This is a genomic window from Corynebacterium auris (assembly GCF_030408575.1).
Taxonomy (GTDB): domain Bacteria; phylum Actinomycetota; class Actinomycetes; order Mycobacteriales; family Mycobacteriaceae; genus Corynebacterium; species Corynebacterium auris.
This window is the reverse complement of record NZ_CP047047.1, coordinates 78,152-103,247: the sequence shown is the minus strand read 5'-3', so window position 1 is coordinate 103,247 and position 25,096 is coordinate 78,152. Positions and strand designations below refer to the sequence as shown.

The following is a 25,096-nucleotide window of genomic DNA, read 5'->3' as shown; positions in this document are numbered from 1 at the left end:
GCCCCTCCACTCCCTGGTGAGCACCCCGCTTTTTTAGATTAGAGATGACCCGCGCTTTTCCCGGCTCACTTGCGCGTTTTTTACACGAAAGTCTAAAAAACGGGTACGAAAGTACCGGCTTCCTTGAGATTCGGAGGTCTTTCCTGTACCAGGGGAGCGTCCTATTTAATAAATTGGGGCGCACCAAGTATTCTTGTCCTCCATGACGACCGCGCATAAGACGCACACGGTGACCATGTGGACGCTGGTCTCCCTGATCATCGGCTCGACCATCGGGTCGGGTATCTTTGCGCTGCCGCAAAACATCGCCTCGGTGGCCAGCCCGGGCGCGATGCTCGTCGGCTGAGTCATCGCGGGCGTGGGCATGCTCTCCATCGCGTTCGTGTTCCAGGTGCTCGCCCGGCGCGAGCCGCACCTGGATTCCGGCGTGTACTCCTACGTGCGCGCCGGTTTGGGCGACTTCATCGGCTTCACCGCTGGGTGGGGCTACTGGCTGGGCTCGGTGATGGCGCAGGTGGGTTACGCCACGCTGTTCTTCCGCACGCTGGGCTACTACATCCCCGCGCTGCGCAACCAGTGGGTACTGGCCGTGGCGGTATCCGCGCTGACCTGGCTAATCTTCGCCGGCCTGTCGCGCGGGATCAGGCAGGCGGCGGTGCTGAACCTGGTGACTACTGTTGCCAAGCTCGTGCCCATCGTGAGCTTCATCGTCCTCGTGGCCTTCCTCGGCTTTTCCTGGGACACGTTCACGCTGGATTTTTGGGGCGAGCGCTCCGGCATCCCGCTGAGCCAGCAGCTGCAGGGCATCATGCTGTTTACGGTGTGGGTCTTCATCGGTATCGAGGGAGCGTCGGTGTATTCCAAGCAGTCGAAGACACGCCGCGACGTCGGCCGCGCCACCGTCATCGGCTTCCTCTCTGTGCTGTTTTTGCTGGTGGCGGTGTCCGCCCTGTCCTACGGCGTGCTCACGCGCGAGGAGCTGGCGGCGCTTCCGGAGAACTCGATGGGCGCGGTCCTCGAGGCCGTGGTCGGCCCGTGGGGCGGGGCGCTCATCTCGCTGGGGCTGTGCCTGTCGGTGCTGGGCGCCTACGTGTCGTGGCAGATGCTGTGCGCGGAGCCGCTGGTGATGATGGCGGGCGACCGCCTTTTGCCCAAGAAACTGGCCGTCACGAACCGCCGCGGCGCCCCGTGGCTGGCGCAACTGGTCTCCACCGCGGTGATCCAACTCTTCGTCATCATCTTTTTCGCCTCCGAGGCCTCCTACAACGCGATGGTCCAGCTGGCCACCATCATGTACCTGTTGCCCTACATCTTCTCCTCGCTCTACCTCATGCTGCTTGCCGGTCGCACCGCACGCCGCCGCCGCTTCGAGGTGACCACGCCTGGTGAGAATCGCCGCCATTTCCTCCTCGGCACGCTCGCCTTCGTTTACTCCGTGTGGCTCATCTACGCCGCCGACCCCGTCTACGTGCTGCTCGGCGCGCTTGCGGTCGTGCCGGGGCTGCTCCCCTACGTGCTCACCCGCCGCGCGAACGGCCAGCGCGTGTTCAACCCCTTCGAGTGGGTGGTGGTCGCCGTCGTCATCGCCGCCGCCACCTTCGCTATCGCGGGGCTTATCGACGGCACACTCACGCTCACCTAACCACCCACGCGCGTGCCCTCCGCGCCGCTCAGCATCGGCCAGACCAGCCGGGCGATGTAGCGCGCGTGCTTCTTCGGGTCGCCGAACTCGAAGGCGGCGCGGACGAGGATGCTGCCCACCACCATGGTCACGATCGTGCGCGCGTCCACGCCCGGGGCGAACATGCCGCGCTCGACGCCTTTGCGCACGTAGACGGTCAGGCCGTTGAGCACCTCGTCTGTCAGCCTGTCGCTCCACTCGTCGACGTACTCCTCGCGGCTGGCCAAGAGCGAACCGATCAGCCGGATGCCGATCTCCTCTTCGAGGTGCTCCTGCAGCCGCACGAGGAACGCCTCGAACTCCTCGTACGTCTCCGGGTAGCTCTGCGGGATGCGGATGACGACGTTCGATAGGGCGTCGGCAAGCATCTCCTTGCGGTCCCCGTAGCGGCGGTAGATGGTGGTCTTGGCCACCCCTGAATGCGCGACCACCGCGTCGATCGTCACCGCGTTGAAGCCCTGCTCGCGCGCCAACGCGAGCACCGAGCGGTAGATCTTCTCCTCTGTCGCCTGCCGGCGCTTCGGCCGCTGCCCGGCGGCGATCGGTGTTCCAGGTGCCATTGCCACACTATGACACAGATTCGTAGCGCCTAAGTATGGTTTGCGGAACTAATCCACTCCTGCCACCCGAGCCGGGTGCACAGCACCACAACGAGCACCAAAAGAGCCCACCGCACCAGGCGCGAACCGCCTGCCAGCACCGTGCGCGCGCCCAGCTGGGCGCCGACGACGTTCGCCACCGCCAGCGTCAAAGCGAGGGGCCACACGACGTAGCCGCCAGCGATGAACACAGCCAGCGCGCCCAGGTTCGTCGCTGTGTTCACCACCTTCGCCATCGCCGCCGAGCGCAAAAACGCGTGGGCGAATACGGCGGTGAGCCCGAAGATGAGGAACATCCCGGTGCCGGGGCCGAAGATCCCGTCGTAGAACCCCACGGCGGCGGTGACAGCGGCACCCGCCGCGATCCGCCGCCCCGTCTCTCGCGGCTGCCCCACCCCCGCGCCGAAGGCGGGGCGCGCCGCCACAACCACCCCCACCGCGAGGAGCAGCACGAGGATGACCGGGCGGATGACGGTGTCGCTCACCAGCGACACCGCGAGCGCCCCACACGCGGAGAACACCCCGGCCACCACCGCGTAGGCCCGGGTGTAGCCGGGGACGCCGATCCTGCGCACCATCGTGACGGCCGCCGAGGCCGTCCCGGTCACCGCGGCGACCTTGTTGGTGGCCAGCACCGCCGCCGCGGGCATGCCCGTCACCGACATGAGCACGGGGACGAGCACGAGCCCTCCCCCGCCAATCACGGCGTCGACCCAGCCCGCGAGCGCGGCCGCGCCCACCAGCGCCGCGATGCCCACCGCACCCACCCGCTTCCCGCCTTCATGGAGCGTGAGGGTGCACGAACGGTAGAATCAGCCCCCATGAATCGCTGGTTCGTTGTCGCCCCCGCCTCCGTGGCGTTGGGGTGGCTCCTGAACTACCTGCACGTCCCCGCCGCGTGGATCCTCGGCGCGATCCTCTGCTCCGGCGCGATGGCCCTGGGCACTGGGCGCGACCTCAAGGTGAACACGCACTTCTACGCCCTGTGCCGCGGCATCATCGGCGTGCTTGCCGCCGTGCCGCTGATCGGTATCCCTGCGGGCGTGCTCGTGCGCTTTCTGCTCCCCGGGCTCGTCGTCGCGGCCGTCACCATTGGCCTCGGCTTCCTCGCCGGCTACCTGCTCTCCCGCTTCGGGAAAGTGAGCAGGGAAACCGGCATTTTGTCCATGCTCGCGGGCGGGGCGTCGATGATGCCTGTCATCGCCCAGGAGCTCGGCGCCGACATGCGCTACGTCGCACTCACCCAGTACCTGCGGCTGCTCACCGTCTCCATCACGCTTCCGCTGGTGACCTCGCTCATGCAGACGCCTGCCGACACCCCGCCGGTCGCCGAAACGCCCCCGTGGTGGATGTGGCTGCTGGTCCTCGCCATCGCCGCTGGCGCCGGGCCGCTGGCCGAGAAGGCCCACATTCCCGTCCCCAGCGTCTTCGGCCCCCTGCTGGCCACCATTCTCATTGGGGCGCTCACGCCGGTGGCGGTCACCGTCCCGGCGGCCCTCGCCGTCGTGGCCTTCCTTTCCATCGGCTGGGTGTGCGGCGGCGGGCTGTCCGTGCCCTCGCTGAAGCACTTCGGCTCGCTGTTGCCCCTGACCGTGGGCTGCATCCTTGCCATGATGGCCATGTGCGCGGGGCTGGGCGGGGTCATCGCGTGGTGGCTCGACGTCTCCTTCTTCGAGGGGTACCTGGCCACCAGCCCCGGCGCGATCGAAACGGTGCTGGCCCTGTCCGCGGAGGGCGGGGCCGGGCCAGCCGTGATCACGCTGCAGCTGATCCGCCTCATCGCCATCATGCTGGTCGCCGCCTACCTGCCGCAGATTGTGCGGCGGGCGACGGGCGACTGATTCGTGTTTTCGGGGGGACTAGTACGAGGCGGGCGGGTCGCTGGCCGGGAAGCTCTGGTCGATCTGCTCGTCCACGAGCTCATCCTGGTCCAGGGTGCCCTTTTGGTCCTGGCCCTTCTGGTCCTGGCCCTTCTGGTCCTGGACCTTGTCGGTTTCGGTGTTCTTGGTGTTCCGGCGGTCGTTCTTGTTCGATGGTGTCGTGCTCATCGCTTACTCCTCCTCTCCCATCATGTGCGCCCGAGGCTACACGCTTCGGCCGCGCGGCTGCAGCGCGCTAACCGCGCAGGAGTTCGTGCGAGAGCAGCGCCATCGGCATAGAGCCGAGCGCCAGGGCGCGGTCGTGGAACTCGCGCAGGTCCATGCCCTTCGCCAAGGCGTCGTAGCGCAGTTGCAGCCACGCGCGGTAGCCCACGGCGTAGGAGGGCGCCTGGCCGGGCCACCCCATGTAGCGGTCGAGCTCGAAGGCCAGGCCGGTTTCGGGGAGGGCGGCGTTGTCGCGGAGGAAGGCCTTGGCGTACTGCGCGTCCCAGGTGCCGGTCTTGTCGGGGGTCTTCTTGCTCAGGTGGACGCCGATGTCCACGGCGACGCGGGCGAGGCGCAGGCGGCGCGAGCTGAGCATGCCCAGGCGCGTGGCCGGGTCCTCGAAGGCGCCGACTTCGCCCATGAGCTGCTCGGCGTAGAGCGCCCAGCCCTCGCTGTGGGCGGAGTTCCAGTTCACGGCGCGGCGCCACAGGTTGAGCTCGGTGCGGCGCGTCAGCGCGATGGTCTGCTGCAGATGGTGGCCGGGGATGCCCTCGTGGAAAACGTGGGACCTTTCCTGCCAGGAGTGGAAGACGTCGCGGCCGTCCGGGACGGACCAGCGCAGGGTGCCGGGGCGCAGCAGGTCGTCGCTGGGCGCGGAGTAGTAGACGCCGCCGGTGCCTTGGCTGTCAACGGCGAAGCCGATCCTGCCGACTTCTTCGGGGAGGGTGAAGCAGTCGCGGGCGGCGGCGACGGCCTCGCGGGTGGTGCGTTCCATCCAGTCGCGCAGCTGGTCGGTGCCGCGCAGGGTGTACTGGTCGTCTTCGTTGAGGCGTCGATAAGCGCCTTGCACCGTGCAGTCGGAGCCGAACATCGAGTGGGCGATGTCGAGCTGCTGCGAGGCGGTCTCGCGCAGGTCCTCGATGACGTGGGAGTAGACCTCGTCCAGGTCCACCTTGGTGCCCAGGAAGAACTCGGAGAAGAGCTCGTAGCGCTCGCGGCCGACGCTGTCGCCGTACTCGGCCTGCGGGGAGAGCTCGGTGGAGAGCCAGTCCGCCATCTCCTGGAAGGCGGCCTTGGCGTCGTCGACGACGCTGCTTTCGGGCGGGACGCCGAGGCGCTCCAGGAAGGAGTCGTCGTCGCCGAGGGCTTCGCACTGGTTGATCACGGCGTCGATCTGGCGGTGGGTGGACACGTTGCCCTGGCTCGCCGCCTCGGCCAGAGACTCGCGGTAGCCCTCAAGGGCGGTGCGCACGCGCGACAGGCGCGCCTCGACGTTCTCGAAGTCCTCGGCGGTGACCCTGGGCATGAGCGCGAGGGCGTCGCGGATCTGCTGGATCGGCGAGTCGATGTTATTGAGCATGCGCAGGTACTCGCCGCGGTGGTGCAGCTCCAGCTCCAGGGTCATGCGCTGGCGCAGGATCGCGGCGGTGAGGTGGTCGACGGCGTCGAAGTCGTCCTCGTCGTCCGAGTCGTCGGTGGCGTCATTGAGCGCGTCGACGTCGGCGACGATGTCGCGGACGCGGTCCGCCACGGAATCCCAGTAGGAGGGGCTGAAGTCCTGCAGCTCGTGGTCGTGGCCGTCCACCCCAACGCGGGTGGCCAGGGTCGGCGACAGCGCCGCAAGGTCGTAGACGAAGTCTTCGCAGGTGGCGTCGAGAAGCGACGGGGTCCTTTCGGGGCCAGCGGAGTCCTCTCCACGCGCGTCCATGGTCGTGGCAAATCGCGTGCCGTCCTGGGCATCCACACTCATGAGCGGAAAGTCTAGTGAACGGTCCCGCATTTGCCCACCTGAGTTTAAGGTGGGGTCATGGGAACGCGGGGCAGCGAGACGGCGTACGAGCAGGCAGCCAGCATTTTGGCAGAGGCGCAGCACATCGAGGTGTTTACGGGGGCGGGCATGTCGGCGGACAGCGGCATTGCCACCTACCGCGACGCGGTGACGGGCCTGTGGGAAAACGTGGATCCGACCGCGCTGGCCTCCGTGGACGCGTGGGCCGAGCGCCCGGAGGAGATGTTCGCCTGGTACCTGTGGCGCGCCTCGCTGGTCAACGCGGCGGAGCCGAACGCCGGCCACCTGGCTGTCGCCGAGTGGGCGCGCACGCCCGGCAGGCGGGTGACGGTGACCACGCAAAACATCGACAACCTGCACGAGCGCGCCGGTTCCGAGGGTGTGGTGCACCTGCACGGCTCGCTGTTCGATTTCCGCTGCAGCATCTGCTCGCGCCCGTGGCGCGGCACGCCGCCTTTCCCCGAGGAGCCGGTCGCGGCGATCGCCCCGCCGGAGTGCCCGCTGTGCGGCAACCTGGTGCGCCCGGGCGTGGTGTGGTTTGGCGAGGCCCTGCCGCACCGGGAGTGGGACGAGGCCCAGCGGCGCATGGCGGAGGCGGACGCCGTGGTCATCGTGGGCACCTCCGGGGTGGTCTACCCGGCGGCGGGGCTGCCGGTGGAGGCGTACTGGCGCGGGGTACCCATCATCGAGGTCACCCCCTTGCGTACCGAGCTGTCTCGCATCGCCAGCATCGTCATCGAGGACACCGCCGCGAACGCCCTGCCCAAACTCCTTTTCTAGACCCCTTATCTCGACTCCATGGACAAAGCGGTCTATTAGGACGCTAGAATATGTGACATGATCGCAACCGGCTCCGTCTTCTCGCGCCCGAGCACCCCCGCAGCAAAGTGCCTCCATGTGATCCGGCTGCGGGAAGTGACGTCGAGAAGCGAGCTCGTCAGCGCGACCGGACTGTCGCAGCCGACGATCACCCGCGCCATTGCCGCGCTCATCGCGGCGGGTTACGTCACGGAGCGCGCGGACCTCATCCGCGCCAAGGGGCGGGGTCGGCCCACGATCCCCCTGACGCTCGGCTCTCCGCGCGCGCTCCACGCCGGCATCTCCGTCGGCACCCTGTCCACATACGTGGCGCTGTTCAACCTGCGCGGGCAGGCGCTGCGCAGCATGGACATCGACATCCCCGTCGCGCGCCTGAGCGAGGACACCTTCATCCAGCACATCATGGCGGGTCTCAACCGGCTGCGCTCCGGGCTGGACAGGCCCCTGGCCACGATCGGGGTGACCACCTCGGGCACAGTCACGGGCGACGGCGTGGTCTACGCGCCGAACCTGAACTGGCACGGTGTGAAGATCGGCGCGCAGATGCGCGAGCAGTTCGGGGTGCCGGTCGCGGTGACCTCGGCCGCCGCCGCGATCGTCGGCAGCGAGGCGCAGTCGCGCGACACTCTCGACAGCCCCGGCATCATGGCGTTGTTCGCGGACGACTCCATCGCGTGCGCCGTCGCCTCCGGCCAGGAGGTCGTTCCCGTCCCCGTCGCACGCGAGGACCTCACCACGCAGGGCCTCATCAGGGCCATCGGCATCCCGGGCATTCGCACGCTTAACGACGCCCTCACCAGCGCCCACCGCACCGCCACGCGCCCCGCCCTCAACCGCCGCGCCCAGCAGCTCGGCGAGCTGACGGCCCAGCTCTACGAGCAGCACACCCCGGCGACCGTCGTGGTGGCCGGCTCCGCCTTTATCGACGACCCGCTCGCCCCCGCCCCGTTCGCGCGGGCGGTGCGCGAGAGCACCCCCGCGGGCACGCAGGTGAGCCTGCGCATGATCCCCACCCACCGGGAGGTGGTGCGCGACATCGCCCGGGCCGTGGCGCTAGACCTCGTGCTTCGTGAGCCCCTTGCGGTGGCGCTGCCCTAGTTCGACGTAGTGCGCCGCGTGCGCCAGGCGGTCTGCGCGCGTGGCCTCGTCCAGGCTCTTGCGCACCTTGGCCGGTACCCCGGCGGCCACGCTGTAGGGGGCGATGTCCTGGCCCTCGAGGACAACCGCGCCGCCGGCGACGATGGAGCCCTCGCCGACGCGGGCGCGCGAGAGCACCGTGGCGCTCATGCCGATCAGGCAGGCCGCCTCCACGTGGCAGCTGTGCACCATGGCCATGTGGCCCACCGTGACGTCGTCCTCGAGCACCGTTTCCGCGCCGGTGTCGACGTGGATGACCGTGCCGTCCTGGATGTTGGTGCGCGCGCCGATGCGGATGCGCCCGACGTCGCCGCGGATGACGGCGCCGGGCCAGATGTTGGCGTCTTCCCCGATGATCACGTCGCCGATGATCGTGGCCTCGGCGGCGACGTAGGCGGTGGGGTGGATGGTGGGGCGGGTCCCCTCAAAGGCGTAGATCACGGCGTGCTCCTTGTGCTGTTGCGGTTGGGCCCACCTTACCCGCAGCGCCGATATAGACTATCCGGTCTACTTATGTTCACGAACGCCGATCTACCGTTTTTGCGCTACGTGGTGTACTGTTCCGGTCCGAGAATACAATATACAGACCGAACGGTCTACTAAGCGAGGAACGTTATGCACCTACCAAAATGGGCCACCGGCTTCGGCGCCCAGGTCATCGCCGGCCTCATCGTCGGCCTCATCCTCGGCTTCATCGCGCGCGGCGCGGAGGTCGAATGGCTCACCCAGACGCTGTCCTGGGTCGGCTCCGCCTACGTGCAGCTGCTCAAGCTGCTCATCCCGCCGCTGGTGTTCACAGCCGTGGTCACCTCGGTGGCCAACCTGCGCAAGGTCGCCAACGCCGCGCGCCTAGCGGTGACCACGCTCATCTGGTTCGCCATCACCGCCTTCGTGTCGGTGCTCATCGGCATCGGCGTCGGCATGCTCCTGCAACCCGGCGCGAACTCCACCGTCAGCCCGGAGGCGGCCGCCGAGCCCTCGACGACCGGCTCCTGGCTGGGCTTTGTGCAGTCCGTCGTGCCCGCCAACTTCCTCGGCCTGACCGGCGAGGTCACCGACGACGGCGGCGTCTCGCTGACCTTCAACGTCCTGCAGATCCTCATCATTTCCCTGCTCATCGGCGTCGCCGCGGTGAAGGCCGGCGCGGCCGCCGAGCCCTTCCTCGAGTTTTCCGAGTCCCTGCTCAAGGTCATCCAGGTGGTGCTGTGGTGGATCATCCGCCTCGCGCCCATCGGCTCCGCCGCGCTGATCGGCCGGGCCGTGGCCTCCTACGGCTGGGAGGCCCTCGGTTCGCTGGGCATGTTCGTGTTGGCCATCTACCTGGGCCTCGCGCTGGTCATCTTCGCCCTCTACCCCGCGGTGCTGGCACTCAACCGCCTGCCCGTGGGCGGGTTCTTCCGCCGCGTGTGGCCGGTGACCACCCTCGGCTTCGCCACCCGCTCCTCCATGGGCGTCATGCCCGTCAACCAGCGCACCGTCGAGGAATCCATGGGCGTGCCGCGCGAGTACGCGTCCTTTGCCATGCCGCTGGGTGCGACAACGAAGATGGACGGCTGCGCCTCCATCTACCCGGCGATCGCCGCCCTCTTCGTCGCGCAGTTCTACGGCATCCCGCTGCACTTCACCGACTACATGCTCATCGTCATCGTCTCGGTGCTCGGCTCCGCCGCCACCGCGGGCACGACCGGAGCGACAGTCATGCTCACGCTCACCCTGTCCACCCTCGGCCTGCCGCTGTCCGGCGTGGGCCTGCTTCTTGCCGTCGAGCCGATCGTCGACATGGGCCGCACCGCCGTCAACGTCACCGGCCAGGCGCTGGTGGCGGCGGTCGTGGCCAAGCGCGAGGGCATCATCGATGACTCCGCGTGGGAGGACAACGCCACCACCACCGCCGCCGAGGCGCGCGTGTGATAATCAGGCTGTTTAGGCGCGGGACTCGACGATCTCGCGCATGAGCCGGGCCGCCTCCGAGGGGGTGCGGCCCACCTTCACGCCCGCGGCCTCCAGGGCCTGCTGCTTGCCGGCCGCGGTGCCGGAGCCGCCAGAGACGATCGCCCCGGCGTGTCCCATGGTCTTGCCCTCGGGGGCGCGGAAGCCCGCGATGTAGGCGACGACCGGCTTGGTCACGTGCTCCTTGATGTACTCCGCAGCGTACTCCTCCGCGTCTCCGCCGATCTCACCGATCATGATGATGTACTCGGTGTCCGGGTCCTCCTCGAAGGCGCGGATCGCGTCGATGTGCGTGGTGCCGATGATCGGGTCGCCGCCGATGCCCACGCCGGAGGAGAAACCGATGTCGCGCAGCTCGAACATCATCTGGTAGGTCAGGGTGCCGGACTTAGACACGAGGCCGATCGGGCCCTTCTTCGGGGCGCTTTCCGCCGGGATGATGCCGGCGTTCGACTGCTCCTGGCTGATAATGCCGGGGCAGTTCGGCCCGATCAGGCGCGTCGTACCGGACTTGCGCGCCAGGGCGTGGAACTCGGCGGTGTCTTTCACCGGAACGCCCTCGGTGATGACCACGACCAGCGGGACCGCAGCCTCGATGGCCTCCACCACCGCGTCGCGGGTAAAGCGCGCCGGAACGAACACGACGGAGACGTTCGCCCCGGTCTCCTTCACGGCCTCCGCCACGGAGCCGAAAACGGGGACCTCCGTGCCGCCCTTGAAGGAAACGGTCTCGCCGGCCTTGCGGGGGTTGACGCCGCCGACCACGACGGTGCCGGAGTCCAGCATGCGCTGCGTGTGCTTCTGCCCCTCGGCGCCGGTCATTCCCTGGACGATGACCTTGGAATCAGAGTTGAGGAAGATCGACATTTACTTGGTCCTTTCGGCTGCGGCCTGGTCTGCGAGCTCGGCGACGCGCTGTGCCGCGCCGTCCATGGTGTCAACGCGCTCGACGAAGTCGAGCGCGGCCTCGTCGAGAATGCGTCGGCCCTCCTCGGCGTTGTTGCCGTCTAGGCGCACAACGATCGGCTGGGGGTCCTCGCCCGCCTCGCGCAGGATGTCCATGGCGCGGACGATGCCGCTGGCCACCTGGTCGCAGGCGGTGATGCCGCCGAAGACGTTGACGAAGATGGCATCGACCTGCGGGTCGCTCAGGATGACGCTGAGGCCGTTGGCCATCACGGTCGCGTCCGCGCCGCCGCCGATGTCGAGGAAGTTCGCCGGGGCGGGCGCGGTGGGCAGGTCCTCGCCGACGTAGGCGACCACGTCGACCGTGGACATGACCAGGCCGGCGCCGTTGCCGATGATGCCCACGTTGCCGTCCAGCTTGACGTAGTTCAGACCCAGCGACTGGGCGCGTACCTCGAGCGGGTCGGTCGCGGAGTTGTCCACGAACTTCTCGTGGTCGGGGTGGCGGAAGGCCGCGTTGGCGTCGAGGGAGACCTTCGCGTCGAGGGCGATGATCTCGCCGTCGGTGGTCTTGACCAGCGGGTTGATCTCCACCAGCTGCGCGTCCTCGGCGTCGTAGACGGCGTAGAGGCGCTGCATCACGGGCACCAGCTTGTCCGCCTCCTCCTCGCTGAAGCCGGCCTCGCGGGCCATCTCGCGGCCTAGGTCCTCGGTCAGCCCCTCCAGCGGGGTGAAGTTCTTGCGCACCAGCGCCTCGGGGCGCTCCTTTGCCAGGGCCTCGATGTCCACGCCGCCCTCGCGCGAGAGCATGGCCAGGTACTTGCGCCCCGGGCGGTCCAGCAGGATGGAAAAGTAGTACTCCTCCGCGATGTCCGCCCCCTCGGCGATCATCACCCGGTGGACGGTGTGGCCCTTGATGTCCATGCCCAGAATCTGCCGGGCGGCCTCGACGGTTTCCTCGGCGGAGCGGGCCAGCTTCACGCCGCCGGCCTTGCCGCGCCCGCCGGTTTTCACCTGTGCCTTGACAACGACGAGCTCGGAATCCAGCTCGTCCCACGCCGCGCGCGCCTCCTCGGTGGAGGTGGCCACGCGCGCTTGCAGAACCGGTACCTTGTGGTTCGCCAGCAGCGCCCGGCCCTGGTATTCGTAAAGATCCATTGTGTGGTGCAGTCCTTTCGCAACCGTGCCTATAACGCAGACCACTTTATCTACATCCCTGGACACGCGCTTTGGATGCGTTACAGCCCCAGCTCCGCCAGCACGCTGCCGAGTGCATCACCGACATTGGCGCGCCACAGCGTGCTCACCTTCTGGTCCGCGCGCCCCGGCCCGCCGTTGATCACTGCGACGGGCTTGTCCTGCTTCAGCGCGTCGAGGACGAACTTGTAGCCGCTCATCACCGCCAGCGAGGTGCCCACGGCGAGCACGCTTGCCGACGCCTCAAGCCAGCCGTTCGCCACTTCCCGGCGCTCTTTCGGCACCGCCTCGCCGAAGTACACCACGTCGGGTTTGAGCCGGTGGCCCCCGCAGCGCACGCAGCTGATCATGCGGAAGCGTTCCACGTCACTGGCGCGCAGCTCCACGTCGCCGTCCGGGTTGATCATCGAGCCGGTCACCTCGACCGATTCGAAGAAGTCGGGGTTGGCGGCGGTCAGTCGGGCGTCGAAAAGCGAGCGTGTCTCCTCGAAGCCGCAATCGAGGCAGACAACGTGGTTCATGTCGCCGTGGAGGGCCAGCAGGCGGCGCGTGCCGGCCTGGGTGTGCAGGCCGTCGACGTTCTGGGTGACCACGCCGGTGAGCAGCCCGGCGCGCTCGAGGCCGGTGAGCGCGAAGTGCGCGCGGTTGGGCGAGGCGGCGCGCATGAAGCGCATGCCCACGAAGGCGCGCGCCCAGTAGCGGCGGACCTGCTCGGGGGCGTGCGCGAACTCCTGGTAGGTCATCGGCCGGCCCTTGGTCAGCCGCCCGCCCTTCGAGCGGTAGTCGGGGATGCCCGATTCCGTGGACATGCCGGCGCCGGTGATCACGAGCACTCTGCCGCGCGCCAGCTGCTCGGTGACCTGGCGCAACGCCCGGCGCGGCTCAGTCGGCGTGGCTGTTTCCACCACGACGCGCTGAATGGAGCGCACCGCGCTGCGGTGCGCCATAGCGATCGCCGGGTCGGCGAAGTGGGTCCTGTCCTCCATCACACCGAAAGCGTAGCGGCTAGCGGAAGGGCACCTCGCCGATCGTGCGACGCAGCTTCCTCGTGCGCAGCCGCTCGGGGTTTTCCGCCAGGCGCTCCATGGCGCGGACCGCGCACATGACGTGCGCCTCCTTGGAGTTGGAGTAGAAAGCCTGCGCCGCGGCGGGCAGCTTGGGCACGGCGTGCAGGGGCAGGTCGGAGACGGCGAGCAGGGTGCCGTAGGGCACGCGGTAGCGGTAGCCGTTCGCGGCGAGGGCGCAGGATTCCATGTCCACGGCCGCGGCGGTGGAGCCGCGGAGCCATTCCCACAGGTCGCGTGGGGTCTTCCACTCCCAGTTGCGGTCGGCGGCGGAGAGCACCGTGCCGGTGCGCATGAGCTCGGCGTCCTCGCCGTAGACCTCGCGTACCGCCTTTTCCAGGGTGCGCTGGATCTCGGGCACGGCGGGGATGGGCGAGTCGGGGCGGATGTATTCGTCGAGCACGCCGTCGTGGCGCTCGTAGGCGTTGCCCAGGATGAGGTCGCCGATGCGCATGCGCCCGTCGAGGCCGGCGCAGTGGCCGATCATGATCCACGCCTCGGGGCGCAGCACCGCAAGCGAGTCGGTGATGGTTTTGGCGTTGGAGGGCCCGACGCCGATGTTGATCATCGTGATGCCGTCGCCCTCCGGGGTGATGAGGTCGTAACGCGGCATCTGGTAGCGGGAGGCGAGGTCGAGGTCCTCGAAGGCGACGGTATCGGAGACGGTCTCCCCGCTGGGCAGACGCAGGGCGCTGTAGCGCGAGGCGGGGTCGGCCAGCTGTCGCAGCCCGAAGCGCACGAACTCGGTGACGTGCATGGCGTAGTTGGTGAACAGGATGTACTTCTGCAGCGAGTCCACCTCGATGCCGGTGTAGTGCTCAAGGCGCGCGCAGGCGAGGTCGAAGCGCTGCGGGCCGAAGTGGAACAGCGGCTTTTCCGCGCCGTGGAAGGCCTCCCACGCCCCGTCGACGATGGCGTCGTGCACCGAGTCCAATGTCGGCCGGGGGATCGCGTGGGCGCCGTCGGGGCGGGAGATACCGCGGATGTACTCGGGCGGGATGCGCACGTCAGAGTAGTCGACGCTGATCTCGGTGTCGTAGTTCGCGCACAGGGCGCCGAGCTGCGCGCGCAGGTAGCCGGCCATGAGGTCGGGCCGCGATACAACGGCGGAGTACACCCCGGCCTCGTCGACGTAGCCGAACGGCTCCGTGCGGTCGATGGGCACCCAGGTCTTGATGTCCACGCTGATCTTGGGGTAGCGCACGTCGTCGTAGCGTTCGTAGCCCCCCGAGTCCACGACCTCGCGCGCGAGCTGGCACGAGCGTTCGTAGAGCGCAATGAGCTTATCGACGGCCCCATCCACGTCCACTGCATTCACCATGCCTCCCCACCCTACGTGCGTCCCACTATTGTTGGGGCCCATGGCAATGGCGGATGCGGCCCGGTGGGTGGAGGCGCGGGTGCGGCGCGCGGGAGTGCGCCGGAAAGCAAGCGCGTCCTGGCTGCCCGCCCCCACCGGCTTCACCGGCTACGGCAGCACCAGCCGGGCCCGGGTAGTGGGCCGCGTACTCATGGCTGACCCCGATGCCCCGGCGCCCTCCTCCCGCCTGCAGCGCGGCTACCGGCAGTTTTTGACAACCCCGGTGCCCGACATTCCCGTCACAGTGAGCCTCGGCGCGCGCACCGTGCACACGCGCACGGACGACCAGGGCTACGTGGTCGCCCTCATCGCCGACCACGGGTGCCAGCCCGGCTGGCACGATGCGCTGCTCAGAGTCCCGCTCTGCGCCCGCCCCGCCCGCGCCCCCGTATGCGTTATCGCCGACGATGTCACCCACGGCGTCATCTCCGATATTGACGACACGATCATGGTGACCCAGCTGCCGCGCGCCCTGCTGGCGGCGTGGAACTCCTGGGTGCTGCGCGCCACCAACCGCCGTCCCGTCGACGGCATGGCCGAGTTTTTGCGCGCCGCCCGCGGCCCCGGAGAACCCGTGTTCTACGTCTCCACCGGGGCGTGGAACACCTATGGCATGCTGCACGACTTCATGCTGCGCCACGGCTTCCCCACCGGCCCCATGTTGCTGACGGACTGGGGCCCGACCCCCACGGCGCTGTTTCGCTCCGGCCCGGAGCACAAGCGGGTACAGCTGCGCAACCTGCTCATCGACTTTCCCCGCATCACCTGGACGCTGGTGGGCGACGACGGCCAGCACGACCCGATGATTTACTCCAACCTCGTCGCCGAACACCCCGGGCGCGTGAAGCTTGTGGCGCTGCGCGAGCTCACCGCCCCGCAGCACCTTCTGGCCCACGGCACGGCCTCCACGATGGAGCAGCCCGGCGACTACCGCGGCGTGCCCGCCATCCACGGGGCGGACGGCCACGAGCTGCTCGCGCGGCTGCGCGGGCTGGGGTGCTAGCGTTCCGAGCGGCGTCGGCGCGCGAGGACAATGCCCAACAGAACCATCGCGAGGCCAAGCAGGGCGATGGTGACCACGTTCGCGCCGGTGCTGGCCAGTCGGGGGACGTCCCCTGGCTGCCCCTCGCCGGGAACTGGTGCCCCGGGGGTGGGAGTGTCACCGGGGGCAGGTGTCGGGCCCGGACCGGGCATTGTACTGGGCGGTTGCGGTGGAGTTGTGGTCGGCGGGGTCGACGTTGGAGGGGTCATCGTTGGCGGTGTCGCCGGTGGGGGTGTCGCTGTTGGAGGGGTCGTCGTTGGAGGGGTTCCGGGCAGGGGGCTTTTCGCCCTGATGGTGACGTCGTATAGCCACTGCGTCTCAGTCGCGTCCCCGATGGGCAGGGTGATCAGGAAGGGGCCGCCGTAAAACCAGGTGTAGCCGGGCCTGTCGGGCGGTGTTTCCACGACGTAGTACAGGCCGATTGGCAGGTCCGTGAAACGGGCGGTACCGGTCGAATCGGTCGTGGCGGTGTAGCGCGGCCCGTTTGCTGCTTGCCGTGCCTCATCGAGGCTCATTGCCCGAGCTTTCTCCCACCCACTAGCGGTGGTGAGATCGACGCCTTCCACGCGGCGGAGCTCAAACGTGAAGCCGGCGAGGCCGCCGTCGGGCAGCATGTTGGGCGGCGGATCGTCGTAGGGGTTGCGGGGCGATTTTGTGATGGTCAAATCGACGGAGCGGGTGGAGTCGATGGCTTCGACGGCGACGTTGTCGGTCTTGCCTGTCACTGTCCTTGCTTCCGCCCCTGGCGCGAAAGCTAAAGCTCCGGCGACGAGAAGCACCGCGATTTTAGTTTTGTTCACTGCTCTTCTCCTTCGAGCTGGCCATTGTGCGTCGGATCCACCAGATCAAGGCGACCGCAACTGCGAGCGCTACGGCCAAGACCAGCCACATCCACCATTGCATGGTGAAACCGCCCGCATCCGCAATGATCTGCTCGTCCTCCGGGTCAAGAGGCACCCGCTCCGCGTGGACAAGCAATCGGTGAGTGTTGATGCCGTACGGGGTGCAGGTGATCAACGTGAGAAGGTCGCGACCCTGCTGTGCCTTGAGGGAGTCAGTTTCGTTGGGAAGCACCGTCTCGATGTCATACACCTTGTACTTCATCTTTTCGCCGAAGGTGCTGACGTAGATGTCATCGCCCACCTGTACTTCCACCAGGTTGTCCCAGAGCGTGGCATTCGTGATCCCGGTATGCCCGGTGATTACTGCGTGCATACCCGCCCCGCCGACGGGTAAGGCACTGCCGAAGAGGTGCCCTAGGCCCTTTTGCAAGGTCCGTTCGTCGGTGCCGTGGTAGACAGGGAGCTTCGAGTCGATTGCGGGAATGGTCACCTGACTCATGGCGGGCTGGCCGGAGAGCTGCTGAAGGTACTCCTGGTAGGCGCCGTTGTCTTTGCTCACGCGCGCGAGCCACGGGTCAAGGATCGGCCCGTCGGTGTGTGTTTCGTTGTACGCGCGGGCATCCACGAGCGTGCGCTGGATCAGCTCGGGGTCCTCCGCCTTTTGCTGATCCATGATCTCGTCGTACTGCTGCGCCACGTTGCGCTGAACATAGTTGTTCCACTGCGACGCGACGACCGGGTACAGCATGACGGCAAGGCCGAGGATGATCAGGAGCGCGGGCACCACAATGCGGCGCAGGACGGAGTGTCCGGCCGACGCGGCCCGGTGTCTGCCGCCGGCAGTGCCGTTGGGCATAGTGGTGCTCATGAAATCTCCCGAGTGAGGTGGTGGGTGTGCAGTTGTTGGAAAAGGGGCCGGGGTTTTCCTTCCCCGGGGAGGGAGGGGCGCGATGCGGCCCCTCAAGTGCCCCGGCCGAAAACGGCCGGTGGCTTTAGCCCTTAGGCCTCGGCCGAGTTACGGCGGGCTGCGTAGACACCGCCGCCGATGATCCCGGCGCCGACGAGCAGCAGCAGGGCGACGCCCGCGCCACCGGTGGCCGGCAGCGTCGGAGTGCTGGACTGGACGTTGGCGACGTTGATGCTCTTCAGCGGGACCGTCTGGCCGACGACGCGGGTTTCTGCGCGCGTCAGGCTGACCTCGATCGGCTGCGTCAGCCGCGCGTAGCCTGCGGGGGCTTCGGTCTCCAGAAGGCAGAAGCTGGGCAGTTCCGCTTCCTCATTGTTGGCAAAGTCGGTGACGTGGAGCCCATCGATGGTGAACGTGCCGTCCGCTCCCGTGGTCCAGGACCTTGCGCCGCCCACGGTCAGCGGCTCCTCGTCCGCAACGCCTTCGGCGGTGCAGTTTTCCGTCTGGTAGAGCTCAAATTCCGCACCCTGCAGGCGGGTCTCCTCGTTGCCCTGGACGTGCTTGACCACCCGGAGCTTAGCCAGGTAGGTTCTGACCTGCTGGTTATCGGTTTGGAACTCGTGGTTCGTGTCGCCCTCGCGGGTGAAACCGGTGGTCTGCGTCTCGTTGACGATCTCGCCGTCGCCTTCATCGATAGCCAGGAGGTCGGCCTCGAGGTTTACCACGACCTGCTGGCCCGAGTTAGCCGCCAGCAGAGCCAGACCAGCTGCAGTGAAGTCGATGGTCTTTTGCGCCCTGCCGTCCTGAGTCAGGGTGTCGTTGACCGTATAGTGGAGTTCAGGAGTGAGCGCCTGGTTAGTACCGGAGATGGACACGGACTGAACCGTGACATCGCCCAGCTCGGTCGGGTTGTAGCGGTCGTGGATCTGGTACTGGCCCAGCGTCTGGCCCTGGGGGACCGCCGGGATGGTCGAGCGGATCTGGTACTCCACGGTGTCCCCGACGTTGTCACCCTGGTCGTCAGAGGAGTCGACGACGCTCTTCTGCGTGGTCAGCGAGGTGTTCTTGGGGTAGACAACGGGGTTGTAGTTCCACGTCCCAGCGTTGTTCTCGTTCTGCTGCGTGAACGGCACGAACACGATGAATGCAGAGCCCGGAACCACGGAGCCAGCGGGAATCTCCTGGCCGCCGACAGACACCGTGCCGGTGATGGACTCTTCAACCAAGTAGGCGCCGACGGACAGGTCCTCGAACTGCACCTGGCCGGCGGCGTTCGTCGTACCGGTGCGGCGGTCGGCCGGCAGCGGCGAGAGGTTCTCCGCGGCGGTGGCCGGCGTCATTTGAGCGAGTGCGGCGAAGCCCTCGGCGGTGGTGATATCGCGGTTGATCCTCGTCGCGGTGAACGTCACGCCCTGGAGGGGGGCACCCGACGCCTGGGGGTCCACGGCGCCGGTAGCTTCGCGGAGCTCGGTCGGGTTCAGGCGCTTGTTGATGGTGATCGATCCGGTGCGGCTGGGGTCGATGTTGGCAGCCGGCACGCTCGGCTGGCCAGGAACTTGGGGAGTGTCCTGCGCGAACGCGATCGGGGCGGTGGCGGCAGAGGACGCCAGGGCGATGCCCACCGCCGCGCAGGCGGCGACGGTGCGGGAAGAAGCGACGAATCGCATGGTGAAACTCTCTTTCAAAGCATGCGCGCAAAGGCGCGGGAAAAGGGGGGTGGCCCGCTACGGGGGCTCGGGTGCGTGACCTATCGGCAGGTGTGCACGGTGCGGTCGCGATCTGGGCCAGCTCGGGACCAGCATGCGTGGCTGTGGCAACTCATGTCTTAGATGTCCTTTCGGCGTGCGGTTAGGCTGCCTACGAGTACGAGGAGCGCGGAGATGAGAGCCCACGGCAGGTACCCGTTACCACCGGTCTTGGGCAGGTCGCCCTGCCTGAAATCGGCGATGGTGATGTACGCGCTGCGCGGGGATGCCCCGTCGTGGTCTGGGTCGGTCACGAGCCCAATTGCGTGGAGGTTGTCCGCCACGTCGACTCTGGCGTTGCCGCTGTCATCGTTGGTGATGGTGAACGCGATGGGCTCCGGCAGCAGCGAGTAGCCCTCCGGCGACTGGGTCTCCACAAGGTAGTACTGCGTGCCCTTGCGCAGCCCCGACGCGGAGTAGAGCCCTTCGTTCGCGGTGTCCGGGGTGTTCATCACGGCGACAACCTCGCCGTTCTCGGCACGGACCTCAAAAGCTGCACCGGCCAACGGCGTAGTGCGATTGTCGTTGCCAACCTTCTGCAGGAACAGCGTTACTGTTTCGTCCCTGACAATCGGACCGCACGCATCGTCCGCTGCGCTTCCGCCCGGATAGGTCACACTCGCCTCGTTGAACAAGCCCTGACGAGGAGAGCCGGCTTGGCATTCGGCCGTGGAAAAGTCCGCGCCCTGGGGCGGAGCCGAGTAACGGAGAGTCACACGGTAGGTATGTGTCTCTCCCGGTCCGATCCTTCTATTCTGCGCGAGCGGGAAGCGAATACTCTCCTGGTTCTGTGGTTTGCCCAGGGTAGACCAGCCACCGTCGGGGAACACGACGGTGCCGCCCTGCACCTCGACCAGCCGAGAGAACTGCGGAGACTCAATAAGGTTGTAGGTGCTCGCGTTGTTCGGGTCGCGGTTTCTCACCGTGATGGTGTACTGGATCGTCCTGTCCGTCGACCCCGGCACCGGTTGGCTGGAATCAACCCCATCGATGACCCCGTCGCCGTTGACGTCAACGACGGTTTTCTCGACCACAATTTCGCAGGCGCCGTCCGAAGCCATGTTGTTCTGCGTGCTCTCGTCTCTTTCGTTGCCCAGCACGGACGCAGTGTTGCTGACACAAGCGTCGTTGCTCGCCGAGTACCCAGCCGTCAAACGGAATGTCGCAGTTTGCCCAGCTGCCAAGGGACCGTGCAGCGCAACAACGGTATTCCCGCGCGTCGACTGGGTCTGGATCCAACCGCTGGCGTCGCCCTGCACCTGAACGTTGGTGTAGCTGGCGGGAACCTGATCAACGACGTTGAATCCGGACGAGCCACAGGGGCCATGATTGGTCACGGTAATGTCCCACGTGGCCACGCCACCTTGGAGAGAAACCAGCCTCTTCGCTATCCCCAGGTCCGTTGGGGGAACGACGAGCGCGTTCGAGGCAGCGTCGTTCGATTGCGAGGTCGGGGAGGGCGCCACGGAGACAAGCCGGGCCTTGAAGCTCGTGGGCGTCGAGTCATAGATCTCGATCTGATACGAGGTGTTTGCCGAGTTCAAACCGAAACCTAGGTTTCCGTTCGGGAACGTCCAGGCCGTGCCGTAAAGACCGCTGGGCATGGTCCGGCCGAGCGGGCCCTGAATGCCCGCCATATTGAACTCAGTCACGGAACCATCGGCAATGTTGATACGCTCCAGGATGGTCGTGTTGTTGCGCATGCCGTAGATGTAGCCGTCGGAGCTGTCTCCAAAGAACGCGTAGTCGTTGGAGCGCAGACGGGCCGTGATTCGGTTGGCCCACCACTGATTGCTTGTATTCGCGTTGACGTTCGATAGGTCCAACGTGTAGCGGTCTCCCGTACCGGAGAGGGAAGCGTTGCCGAAGATGAACAGACCGTTTGCGGTGATCACGCCGGAGGTGATGCCACCCCACAGGTCGTTCGGCCATGTGCCAACCCGCTGCTGCTGGATCCCCTCGATCTTTCCGAGGTCCTGCACGGAGCCGTTCTGCGGGGAGATGCGCAGGAGGTGGCCTGCGGGGTAACGGGGGTCCTCGTCGTAGGTGTTCGCGTTGCCCGACATCGACGCGGGGGTCCGGATGCGGCCCTGGCTGACGGCGTAGAGGTAACCGTCTCTCGGGTTGTACGCCAAAGCGTTATACACCCAGTTCGTAACAGGCCCGACCGTTTCGAACGTCGTGCTGCCGTAAACTTGGCGGTACAGCTGGGTTGTATTGCGGTCGTTGAACGTCGCGTCCGGGTTCGTGTGGGCGGACGCGCTGACCCACACGGTGCCGCCTCGGGGCGCGCACCGACCGCCTGGCCGAGTCGGGTCGAAGGACGGATCCGGACCGCCGGGTGGGGGCGGGGGCGTGGAGGTACCGCCGGTATTGCCCGTAACCGTCAGCCTCGCCTGGTTGCCCTGCGGGGGGTTGCTGCTCTGGGAGTTACTCCACGTGTAGCGAATCGTGGTCTGCGTGTTCGCGGGTACCTCGAGGGTGGTGGGGCGATTATTGGAGTCACTGAAGGTGAACGTCACCTCCGGCCGAAAGCTGACGTTCTGGCGCGCGTTGAGCTGGTGCCCGATAATGGCGTTGACGTAGACGACGGGGCTACCCGTCGCACCGCTTCGCACCGGGTAGCGCCACCCGACGTGTTCACCCGGGGCCGGGTTGTTTCGGTCCGGCCGCACACCGTAGTAGAGCTGGCCGTAAGGGCACGAGACTCGGGTGCTCCGCCCATCACACAGAAAAATTGGGGTCCGCTCGGCTGCCGGCACGGCATCGCTGTTAATAACCCCGCTGATGTTGAACGCGAAGGCGTCGTCGCTGGTGAAGCTGCGTTGGAAGGCCAGCCCGTTCGGCCGGAGGTACTCGTACGTAATGCTCGAAATCACTGCGCCCTGCGAGCCCCCCAGGTCGAACCGGTCCTGCCATACCCGGTTGTCGAGTGCCGTCAACGTGTGGGTTGATGACGCCAGGGGGCCGGGGTCCCGATTCCACGGAGATGCGTAGACATTTGGCCCCGCCGCCCGTGCCGCATACGGGGTTGGTTCTGCAGCGTAGAGGGACAGCGCGATCGGCAGTGCTTCACGCAGCAGCGTAGAAAGGGAGGCTACCTCTGCATTCTCCGCCTCGGCGTTTCGGGGCTCGCCGTCGGCAGCGGCGCGCGCCTGACCGGGCTGCTCCGGTTCCTCTGTCGCCGTGCCGCTCGACTCGGAGCCGTCCCCGGTGGTCTCCTGGACCTCGGGCTCAGAGTGGCTTACGTAGTAGCCGTACACCTCGTAGTCGTAGCGAGAGGCCGGCTCGGCGGCGTTGTCGGAAAAGGTCACCTCGAGGGTGTCACCGGGCTGCAGAGCCAGCGTGGTGCTGCCGTTGTGAGATTCCGCCAAGTCGACCTCGAGCGACTGCCCGCCCCCGGAGCAATCGCGGCATTCACGGAAACCGGCGCCGGAGGTGGCGGCGTTGCGCGAGACGGACCAGCTGCCGTCAAAGTCCGCGGGGAGCGTGGAGGTTATCTCGACGCGGGTGATCACCAGGTCTCGAGATGGTTGGCCGTCTCGGGCGGTGAAGGAAACGGAATGCTCAACCGGCCCAAACAGACGCGTGGTTGTGGTGTCGTCATAGTCCGTTCCGGCCTCAAGCCTTGTTTCCCCAGCGACGGCGGACTCTGCAGGCGTTCCCGTCTGTGCCTGCGCTGCGCTCTCGGGCACGACAACCACCGATGCCGTAAAGACAGCGAAGACGAGCAGCAGTGCCCGCCAGGCCGATCCGCTCGATCGGTGGGCGTTGTATGTGTCGCACGCGTGGATTCGCAACGTGAGAACCTTCCCTCACCCTGTGAATCTGCCGCAGAAATCGTCTACACATGCCGAAATATAACGCCATGCGAAGAGGAGCGCCGGAAAACTCGTGGGTGAAACTGTGAAGGGAGAGTTATAGCCTTATGCTTCTCAGCCCTTCACTATTGACCTTTATGTTGACTTGGCATTCAACTGTGCCTCGCCGTACTTTACCTGTCAGAAGGCTAGAAGCAATTGATCGCATCACTTTTTGGCTGGGCTGGCTCCTGCGACGGCCCAAACATACATAAAGCTTCGTTTATCGCCGCTGCATACGCAGCGCAATATCACTTATAGGTACGATTTAAATTGGTCTCGCGACTGGGTACCCCCGATAGTGACCTTCGTTATATATTCAGCGTTCTGCGAGCGCAATCGCCCTCATCGAAAGGCCACCTAAAAAAAACTTCGTGCGCTAGCAGTCATGTAGCGCCACCGCACGGCGCGTACCAGTGGGTATGGGACGCGTGATCTCTCCCCCCCCCAACGCGCTAGTGGCGCGCCCGCTTCGCCAGGACGCTGCCCAGGCTCTGGATGCCCTGGACCACGATGACCAGGATGATGACGGTGATGAGGATGACCACCGAGTCGAATTGTTGGTAGCCGTAGGAAATGGCGAGGTCGCCGATACCGCCGCCGCCGATGGTGCCCGCCATGGCCGTGGCGCCGATGAGGGTGACCGTCGCGGTGGTCAGCGCGAGGATGATGGAGGGCTTCGCCTCGGGCAGGAGGAAAAGGCGGATCGTCTGCCAGGTTGACGCCCCCATGGATTCCGCCGCCTCATAGATGCCGGGGCTGATGTCCAAAAACGCGGACTCCAGCAGCCGGGCGATGAACGGCGCGATGAAGATGGTCAGTGGCACAAGAGCCGCGGTTGTGCCGATCGCAGTGCCCACCAGCGCCCTGGTGAAGGGGACGATGGCCACCATCAGGATCACGAAGGGCAGGGAGCGGACGATGTTGACCAGCACGTTGAGTACCGAGTAGGCAACGCGGTTGCCCCGCAACGCCCCGGGGCGGGTGAGCACGAGCGCGAGCCCCAGCGGGATACCGAGGAGGCTGCCCGCGCCCAAGGAGACAAGGACCATGTAGAGGGTTTCCTGACCGGCCTGGACGTACTGGTCGAACGTCACGCTGGAATCGAGCAGATTCATGGGGTAGAAACCTCCTCCGCCGTGGTGGCCTCGTCGTTGAGGGCAGTGGGATCGAAGGGCCGCGACAGGCCCAGGGTTAAGTTGTGCACAACCTCGGCGCGCAGCTCAAAGGAGTCCGCGCGGATCAGTGCCGGGGCCTCGTTGGCCGACTGCGCGACGCTGGAGAGGATGTCCTGCGGCGCGTGGGTTGTGCTCACGCGGATGACGCGGGGGTAGGCGTGCTGTTCGCCCTCGTCTCCGCCGGGGGCCTGGGGCGCGGCCGAGCCCACGAAGTCCTTCGTCACCGGCGCCTGCGGGCGCATGAAAATGTCGCGGGCCGGGGCGGCCTCCACGATCGCGCCCGCGTCGAGCACGGTGATCCAGTCCGCGAGGCGGGCGACAACGCTCATCTGGTGGGTGATGATGACGATAGTGATACCCAGCTCCGTGTTGATCTCAGAGAGCAAGGCGAGGATCTGCGTCGTGGTCACCGGGTCGAGTGCGCTGGTTGGCTCGTCGCACAGCACGACCTGCGGGTTGGTCACCAGCGCCCGCGCGATACCGGCCCGTTGCCGCTGGCCGCCGGACAGCTGCGAGGGGTAGTGCTCGGCGCGGTCCCCCAGCCCCACCAGACCCAGAACCTCGGCGACGCGGGGGCTGCGCGCGGCGTTCTTCTCGCCGGCCAGAACGAGCGGCATGGCCACGTTCTCCGCCACCGTCTTCGAGCCGAGGAGGTTGTCGGCCTGGAACACCATCGGCACCGAGCGGCGCAGCTGGGAGAGCTGCTTGCGGCCGAGCCGGGACGGGTCCTGGCCGAGGACCTCGACACTGCCCCGGGTGGCGCGCTCCAGCCCGTTGATCGTGCGCAACAGGGTGGATTTGCCGGCCCCGGAGGTGCCGATGATGCCGTGGATGGAACCACGGGCGACGGCGAGGTTTATTCCTTCGAGGGCGTTGAAGCCGTCGAAGCTCTTCGTAACGTCGTGGAACGTGATGATGGGTTCGTTGGCCATGTCG

The 25,096-nt window shown here is 66.9% G+C and carries 20 protein-coding genes and 1 pseudogene; 6 read left to right on the top strand and 15 right to left on the bottom strand.

Annotation, left to right across the window (positions count from 1 at the left end; translation table 11 throughout):
- Positions 1–202: 202 nt before the first annotated feature.
- Positions 203–1,642, top strand: a pseudogene (locus CAURIS_RS00505) (amino acid permease).
- On the opposite strand, the gene CAURIS_RS00500 reads toward CAURIS_RS00505, so the two are convergent.
- Together CAURIS_RS00500 and CAURIS_RS00495 are read right to left on the bottom strand one after the other, a co-directional pair.
- A complete protein-coding gene (locus CAURIS_RS00500; RefSeq protein WP_290342288.1) occupies positions 1,639–2,241 on the bottom strand; it encodes a TetR/AcrR family transcriptional regulator in 603 nt (200 codons plus the stop codon). The pseudogene CAURIS_RS00505 and the gene CAURIS_RS00500 sit on opposite strands and share 4 nt — an antisense overlap.
- A 29-nt stretch (positions 2,242–2,270) precedes the next feature.
- The gene (locus CAURIS_RS00495) at positions 2,271–3,047 is read right to left on the bottom strand and encodes a TSUP family transporter (RefSeq protein ID WP_290342287.1); all 777 of its coding nucleotides are present in this window, start codon (positions 3,045–3,047) and stop codon (positions 2,271–2,273) included.
- Positions 3,048–3,101: 54 nt separating this feature from the next.
- Between CAURIS_RS00495 and CAURIS_RS00490 the strand changes: the two genes are divergently transcribed.
- On the top strand, positions 3,102–4,121 hold the full coding sequence (locus tag CAURIS_RS00490; protein WP_290342286.1) for an AbrB family transcriptional regulator: 1,020 nt from the start codon (positions 3,102–3,104) through the stop codon (positions 4,119–4,121).
- Between the two features lie 18 nt (positions 4,122–4,139).
- Here CAURIS_RS00490 and CAURIS_RS00485 read toward each other — a convergent pair whose 3' ends face one another.
- Positions 4,140–4,328 (bottom strand): hypothetical protein, encoded by a 189-nt coding sequence (locus CAURIS_RS00485; RefSeq protein ID WP_290342284.1) that lies wholly within the window; start codon positions 4,326–4,328, stop codon positions 4,140–4,142.
- A gap of 67 nt (positions 4,329–4,395) precedes the next feature.
- Entirely contained in the window at positions 4,396–6,114 is a 1,719-nt protein-coding gene (locus CAURIS_RS00480) for a DUF885 domain-containing protein (protein ID WP_290342283.1), read from the bottom strand.
- Positions 6,115–6,171: 57 nt separating this feature from the next.
- Here CAURIS_RS00480 and CAURIS_RS00475 point away from each other — a divergent pair, with 57 nt between their 5' ends.
- Entirely contained in the window at positions 6,172–6,933 is a 762-nt protein-coding gene (locus CAURIS_RS00475) for an NAD-dependent deacylase (RefSeq protein ID WP_290342282.1), read from the top strand.
- A 57-nt stretch (positions 6,934–6,990) separates the two neighbouring features.
- The gene (locus CAURIS_RS00470) at positions 6,991–8,070 is read left to right on the top strand and encodes an ROK family transcriptional regulator (protein ID WP_290342280.1); all 1,080 of its coding nucleotides are present in this window, start codon (positions 6,991–6,993) and stop codon (positions 8,068–8,070) included.
- On the opposite strand, the gene CAURIS_RS00465 is transcribed toward CAURIS_RS00470, so the two are convergent.
- Positions 8,026–8,550, bottom strand: a complete 525-nt coding sequence (locus tag CAURIS_RS00465; protein ID WP_290342279.1) for a gamma carbonic anhydrase family protein — start codon at positions 8,548–8,550, stop codon at positions 8,026–8,028. The genes CAURIS_RS00470 and CAURIS_RS00465 overlap by 45 nt on opposite strands.
- A gap of 174 nt (positions 8,551–8,724) precedes the next feature.
- On the opposite strand from CAURIS_RS00465, the gene CAURIS_RS00460 reads away from it, so the two are divergent.
- A complete protein-coding gene (locus CAURIS_RS00460; protein WP_290342278.1) occupies positions 8,725–10,020 on the top strand; it encodes a dicarboxylate/amino acid:cation symporter in 1,296 nt (431 codons plus the stop codon).
- A gap of 12 nt (positions 10,021–10,032) precedes the next feature.
- Here CAURIS_RS00460 and sucD read toward each other — a convergent pair whose 3' ends face one another.
- From sucD to amn, 4 genes are all read right to left on the bottom strand, one after another.
- On the bottom strand, positions 10,033–10,926 hold the full coding sequence (sucD, locus tag CAURIS_RS00455) for a succinate--CoA ligase subunit alpha (RefSeq protein WP_290342277.1): 894 nt from the start codon (positions 10,924–10,926) through the stop codon (positions 10,033–10,035).
- A complete protein-coding gene (gene sucC, locus CAURIS_RS00450) occupies positions 10,927–12,123 on the bottom strand; it encodes an ADP-forming succinate--CoA ligase subunit beta (protein ID WP_290342276.1) in 1,197 nt (398 codons plus the stop codon).
- Between the two features lie 80 nt (positions 12,124–12,203).
- Positions 12,204–13,148: a Sir2 family NAD-dependent protein deacetylase gene (locus tag CAURIS_RS00445; RefSeq protein WP_290342275.1), complete on the bottom strand. Its 945-nt coding sequence runs from the start codon at positions 13,146–13,148 to the stop codon at positions 12,204–12,206.
- A gap of 19 nt (positions 13,149–13,167) precedes the next feature.
- Positions 13,168–14,547 (bottom strand): AMP nucleosidase, encoded by a 1,380-nt coding sequence (gene amn / locus CAURIS_RS00440; RefSeq protein ID WP_290342273.1) that lies wholly within the window; start codon positions 14,545–14,547, stop codon positions 13,168–13,170.
- A 40-nt stretch (positions 14,548–14,587) separates the two neighbouring features.
- Between amn and CAURIS_RS00435 the strand changes: the two genes are divergently transcribed.
- Complete coding sequence (locus CAURIS_RS00435) at positions 14,588–15,589, top strand: App1 family protein phosphatidate phosphatase (RefSeq protein ID WP_290342271.1); 1,002 nt, start codon at positions 14,588–14,590, stop codon at positions 15,587–15,589.
- Here the strand turns inward: CAURIS_RS00435 and CAURIS_RS00430 are convergent.
- The 6 genes from CAURIS_RS00430 to CAURIS_RS00405 all read right to left on the bottom strand — a co-directional run bounded on the left by CAURIS_RS00430 (position 15,586) and on the right by CAURIS_RS00405 (position 25,092).
- Complete coding sequence (locus CAURIS_RS00430) at positions 15,586–16,428, bottom strand: SpaH/EbpB family LPXTG-anchored major pilin (RefSeq protein ID WP_290342270.1); 843 nt, start codon at positions 16,426–16,428, stop codon at positions 15,586–15,588. The genes CAURIS_RS00435 and CAURIS_RS00430 overlap by 4 nt on opposite strands.
- The gene (locus CAURIS_RS00425; protein ID WP_290342269.1) at positions 16,415–17,338 is read right to left on the bottom strand and encodes a class C sortase; all 924 of its coding nucleotides are present in this window, start codon (positions 17,336–17,338) and stop codon (positions 16,415–16,417) included. The genes CAURIS_RS00430 and CAURIS_RS00425 overlap by 14 nt, the downstream gene beginning before the upstream one ends.
- Before the next feature lie 131 nt (positions 17,339–17,469).
- Positions 17,470–19,044 (bottom strand): SpaH/EbpB family LPXTG-anchored major pilin, encoded by a 1,575-nt coding sequence (locus CAURIS_RS00420; protein ID WP_290342268.1) that lies wholly within the window; start codon positions 19,042–19,044, stop codon positions 17,470–17,472.
- A 158-nt stretch (positions 19,045–19,202) separates the two neighbouring features.
- Positions 19,203–22,817, bottom strand: coding sequence for a DUF6923 family protein (locus tag CAURIS_RS00415; protein ID WP_290342267.1), 3,615 nt, complete (start codon positions 22,815–22,817; stop codon positions 19,203–19,205).
- 620 nt (positions 22,818–23,437) lie between these two features.
- Positions 23,438–24,100 carry a methionine ABC transporter permease gene (locus tag CAURIS_RS00410; RefSeq protein WP_290342266.1) on the bottom strand — a complete coding sequence of 221 codons (663 nt, stop codon included), beginning with the start codon at positions 24,098–24,100 and terminating at the stop codon, positions 23,438–23,440.
- Positions 24,097–25,092 (bottom strand): methionine ABC transporter ATP-binding protein, encoded by a 996-nt coding sequence (locus CAURIS_RS00405; RefSeq protein ID WP_290342265.1) that lies wholly within the window; start codon positions 25,090–25,092, stop codon positions 24,097–24,099. The genes CAURIS_RS00410 and CAURIS_RS00405 overlap by 4 nt, the downstream gene beginning before the upstream one ends.
- Positions 25,093–25,096 lie beyond the last annotated feature (4 nt).

Coding starts and splice junctions, on each gene's coding strand:
- CAURIS_RS00500 (WP_290342288.1), bottom strand. CDS start 2,241: ATGGCACCTGGAACACCGATCGCCGCCGGGCAGCGGCCGAAGCGCCGG.
- CAURIS_RS00490 (WP_290342286.1), top strand. CDS start 3,102: ATGAATCGCTGGTTCGTTGTCGCCCCCGCCTCCGTGGCGTTGGGGTGG.
- CAURIS_RS00485 (WP_290342284.1), bottom strand. CDS start 4,328: ATGAGCACGACACCATCGAACAAGAACGACCGCCGGAACACCAAGAAC.
- CAURIS_RS00480 (WP_290342283.1), bottom strand. CDS start 6,114: ATGAGTGTGGATGCCCAGGACGGCACGCGATTTGCCACGACCATGGAC.
- CAURIS_RS00475 (WP_290342282.1), top strand. CDS start 6,172: ATGGGAACGCGGGGCAGCGAGACGGCGTACGAGCAGGCAGCCAGCATT.
- CAURIS_RS00470 (WP_290342280.1), top strand. CDS start 6,991: ATGATCGCAACCGGCTCCGTCTTCTCGCGCCCGAGCACCCCCGCAGCA.
- CAURIS_RS00460 (WP_290342278.1), top strand. CDS start 8,725: ATGCACCTACCAAAATGGGCCACCGGCTTCGGCGCCCAGGTCATCGCC.
- sucD (WP_290342277.1), bottom strand. CDS start 10,926: ATGTCGATCTTCCTCAACTCTGATTCCAAGGTCATCGTCCAGGGAATG.
- sucC (WP_290342276.1), bottom strand. CDS start 12,123: ATGGATCTTTACGAATACCAGGGCCGGGCGCTGCTGGCGAACCACAAG.
- CAURIS_RS00445 (WP_290342275.1), bottom strand. CDS start 13,148: ATGGAGGACAGGACCCACTTCGCCGACCCGGCGATCGCTATGGCGCAC.
- amn (WP_290342273.1), bottom strand. CDS start 14,547: ATGGTGAATGCAGTGGACGTGGATGGGGCCGTCGATAAGCTCATTGCG.
- CAURIS_RS00435 (WP_290342271.1), top strand. CDS start 14,588: ATGGCAATGGCGGATGCGGCCCGGTGGGTGGAGGCGCGGGTGCGGCGC.
- CAURIS_RS00425 (WP_290342269.1), bottom strand. CDS start 17,338: ATGAGCACCACTATGCCCAACGGCACTGCCGGCGGCAGACACCGGGCC.
- CAURIS_RS00420 (WP_290342268.1), bottom strand. CDS start 19,044: ATGCGATTCGTCGCTTCTTCCCGCACCGTCGCCGCCTGCGCGGCGGTG.
- CAURIS_RS00410 (WP_290342266.1), bottom strand. CDS start 24,100: ATGAATCTGCTCGATTCCAGCGTGACGTTCGACCAGTACGTCCAGGCC.
- CAURIS_RS00405 (WP_290342265.1), bottom strand. CDS start 25,092: ATGGCCAACGAACCCATCATCACGTTCCACGACGTTACGAAGAGCTTC.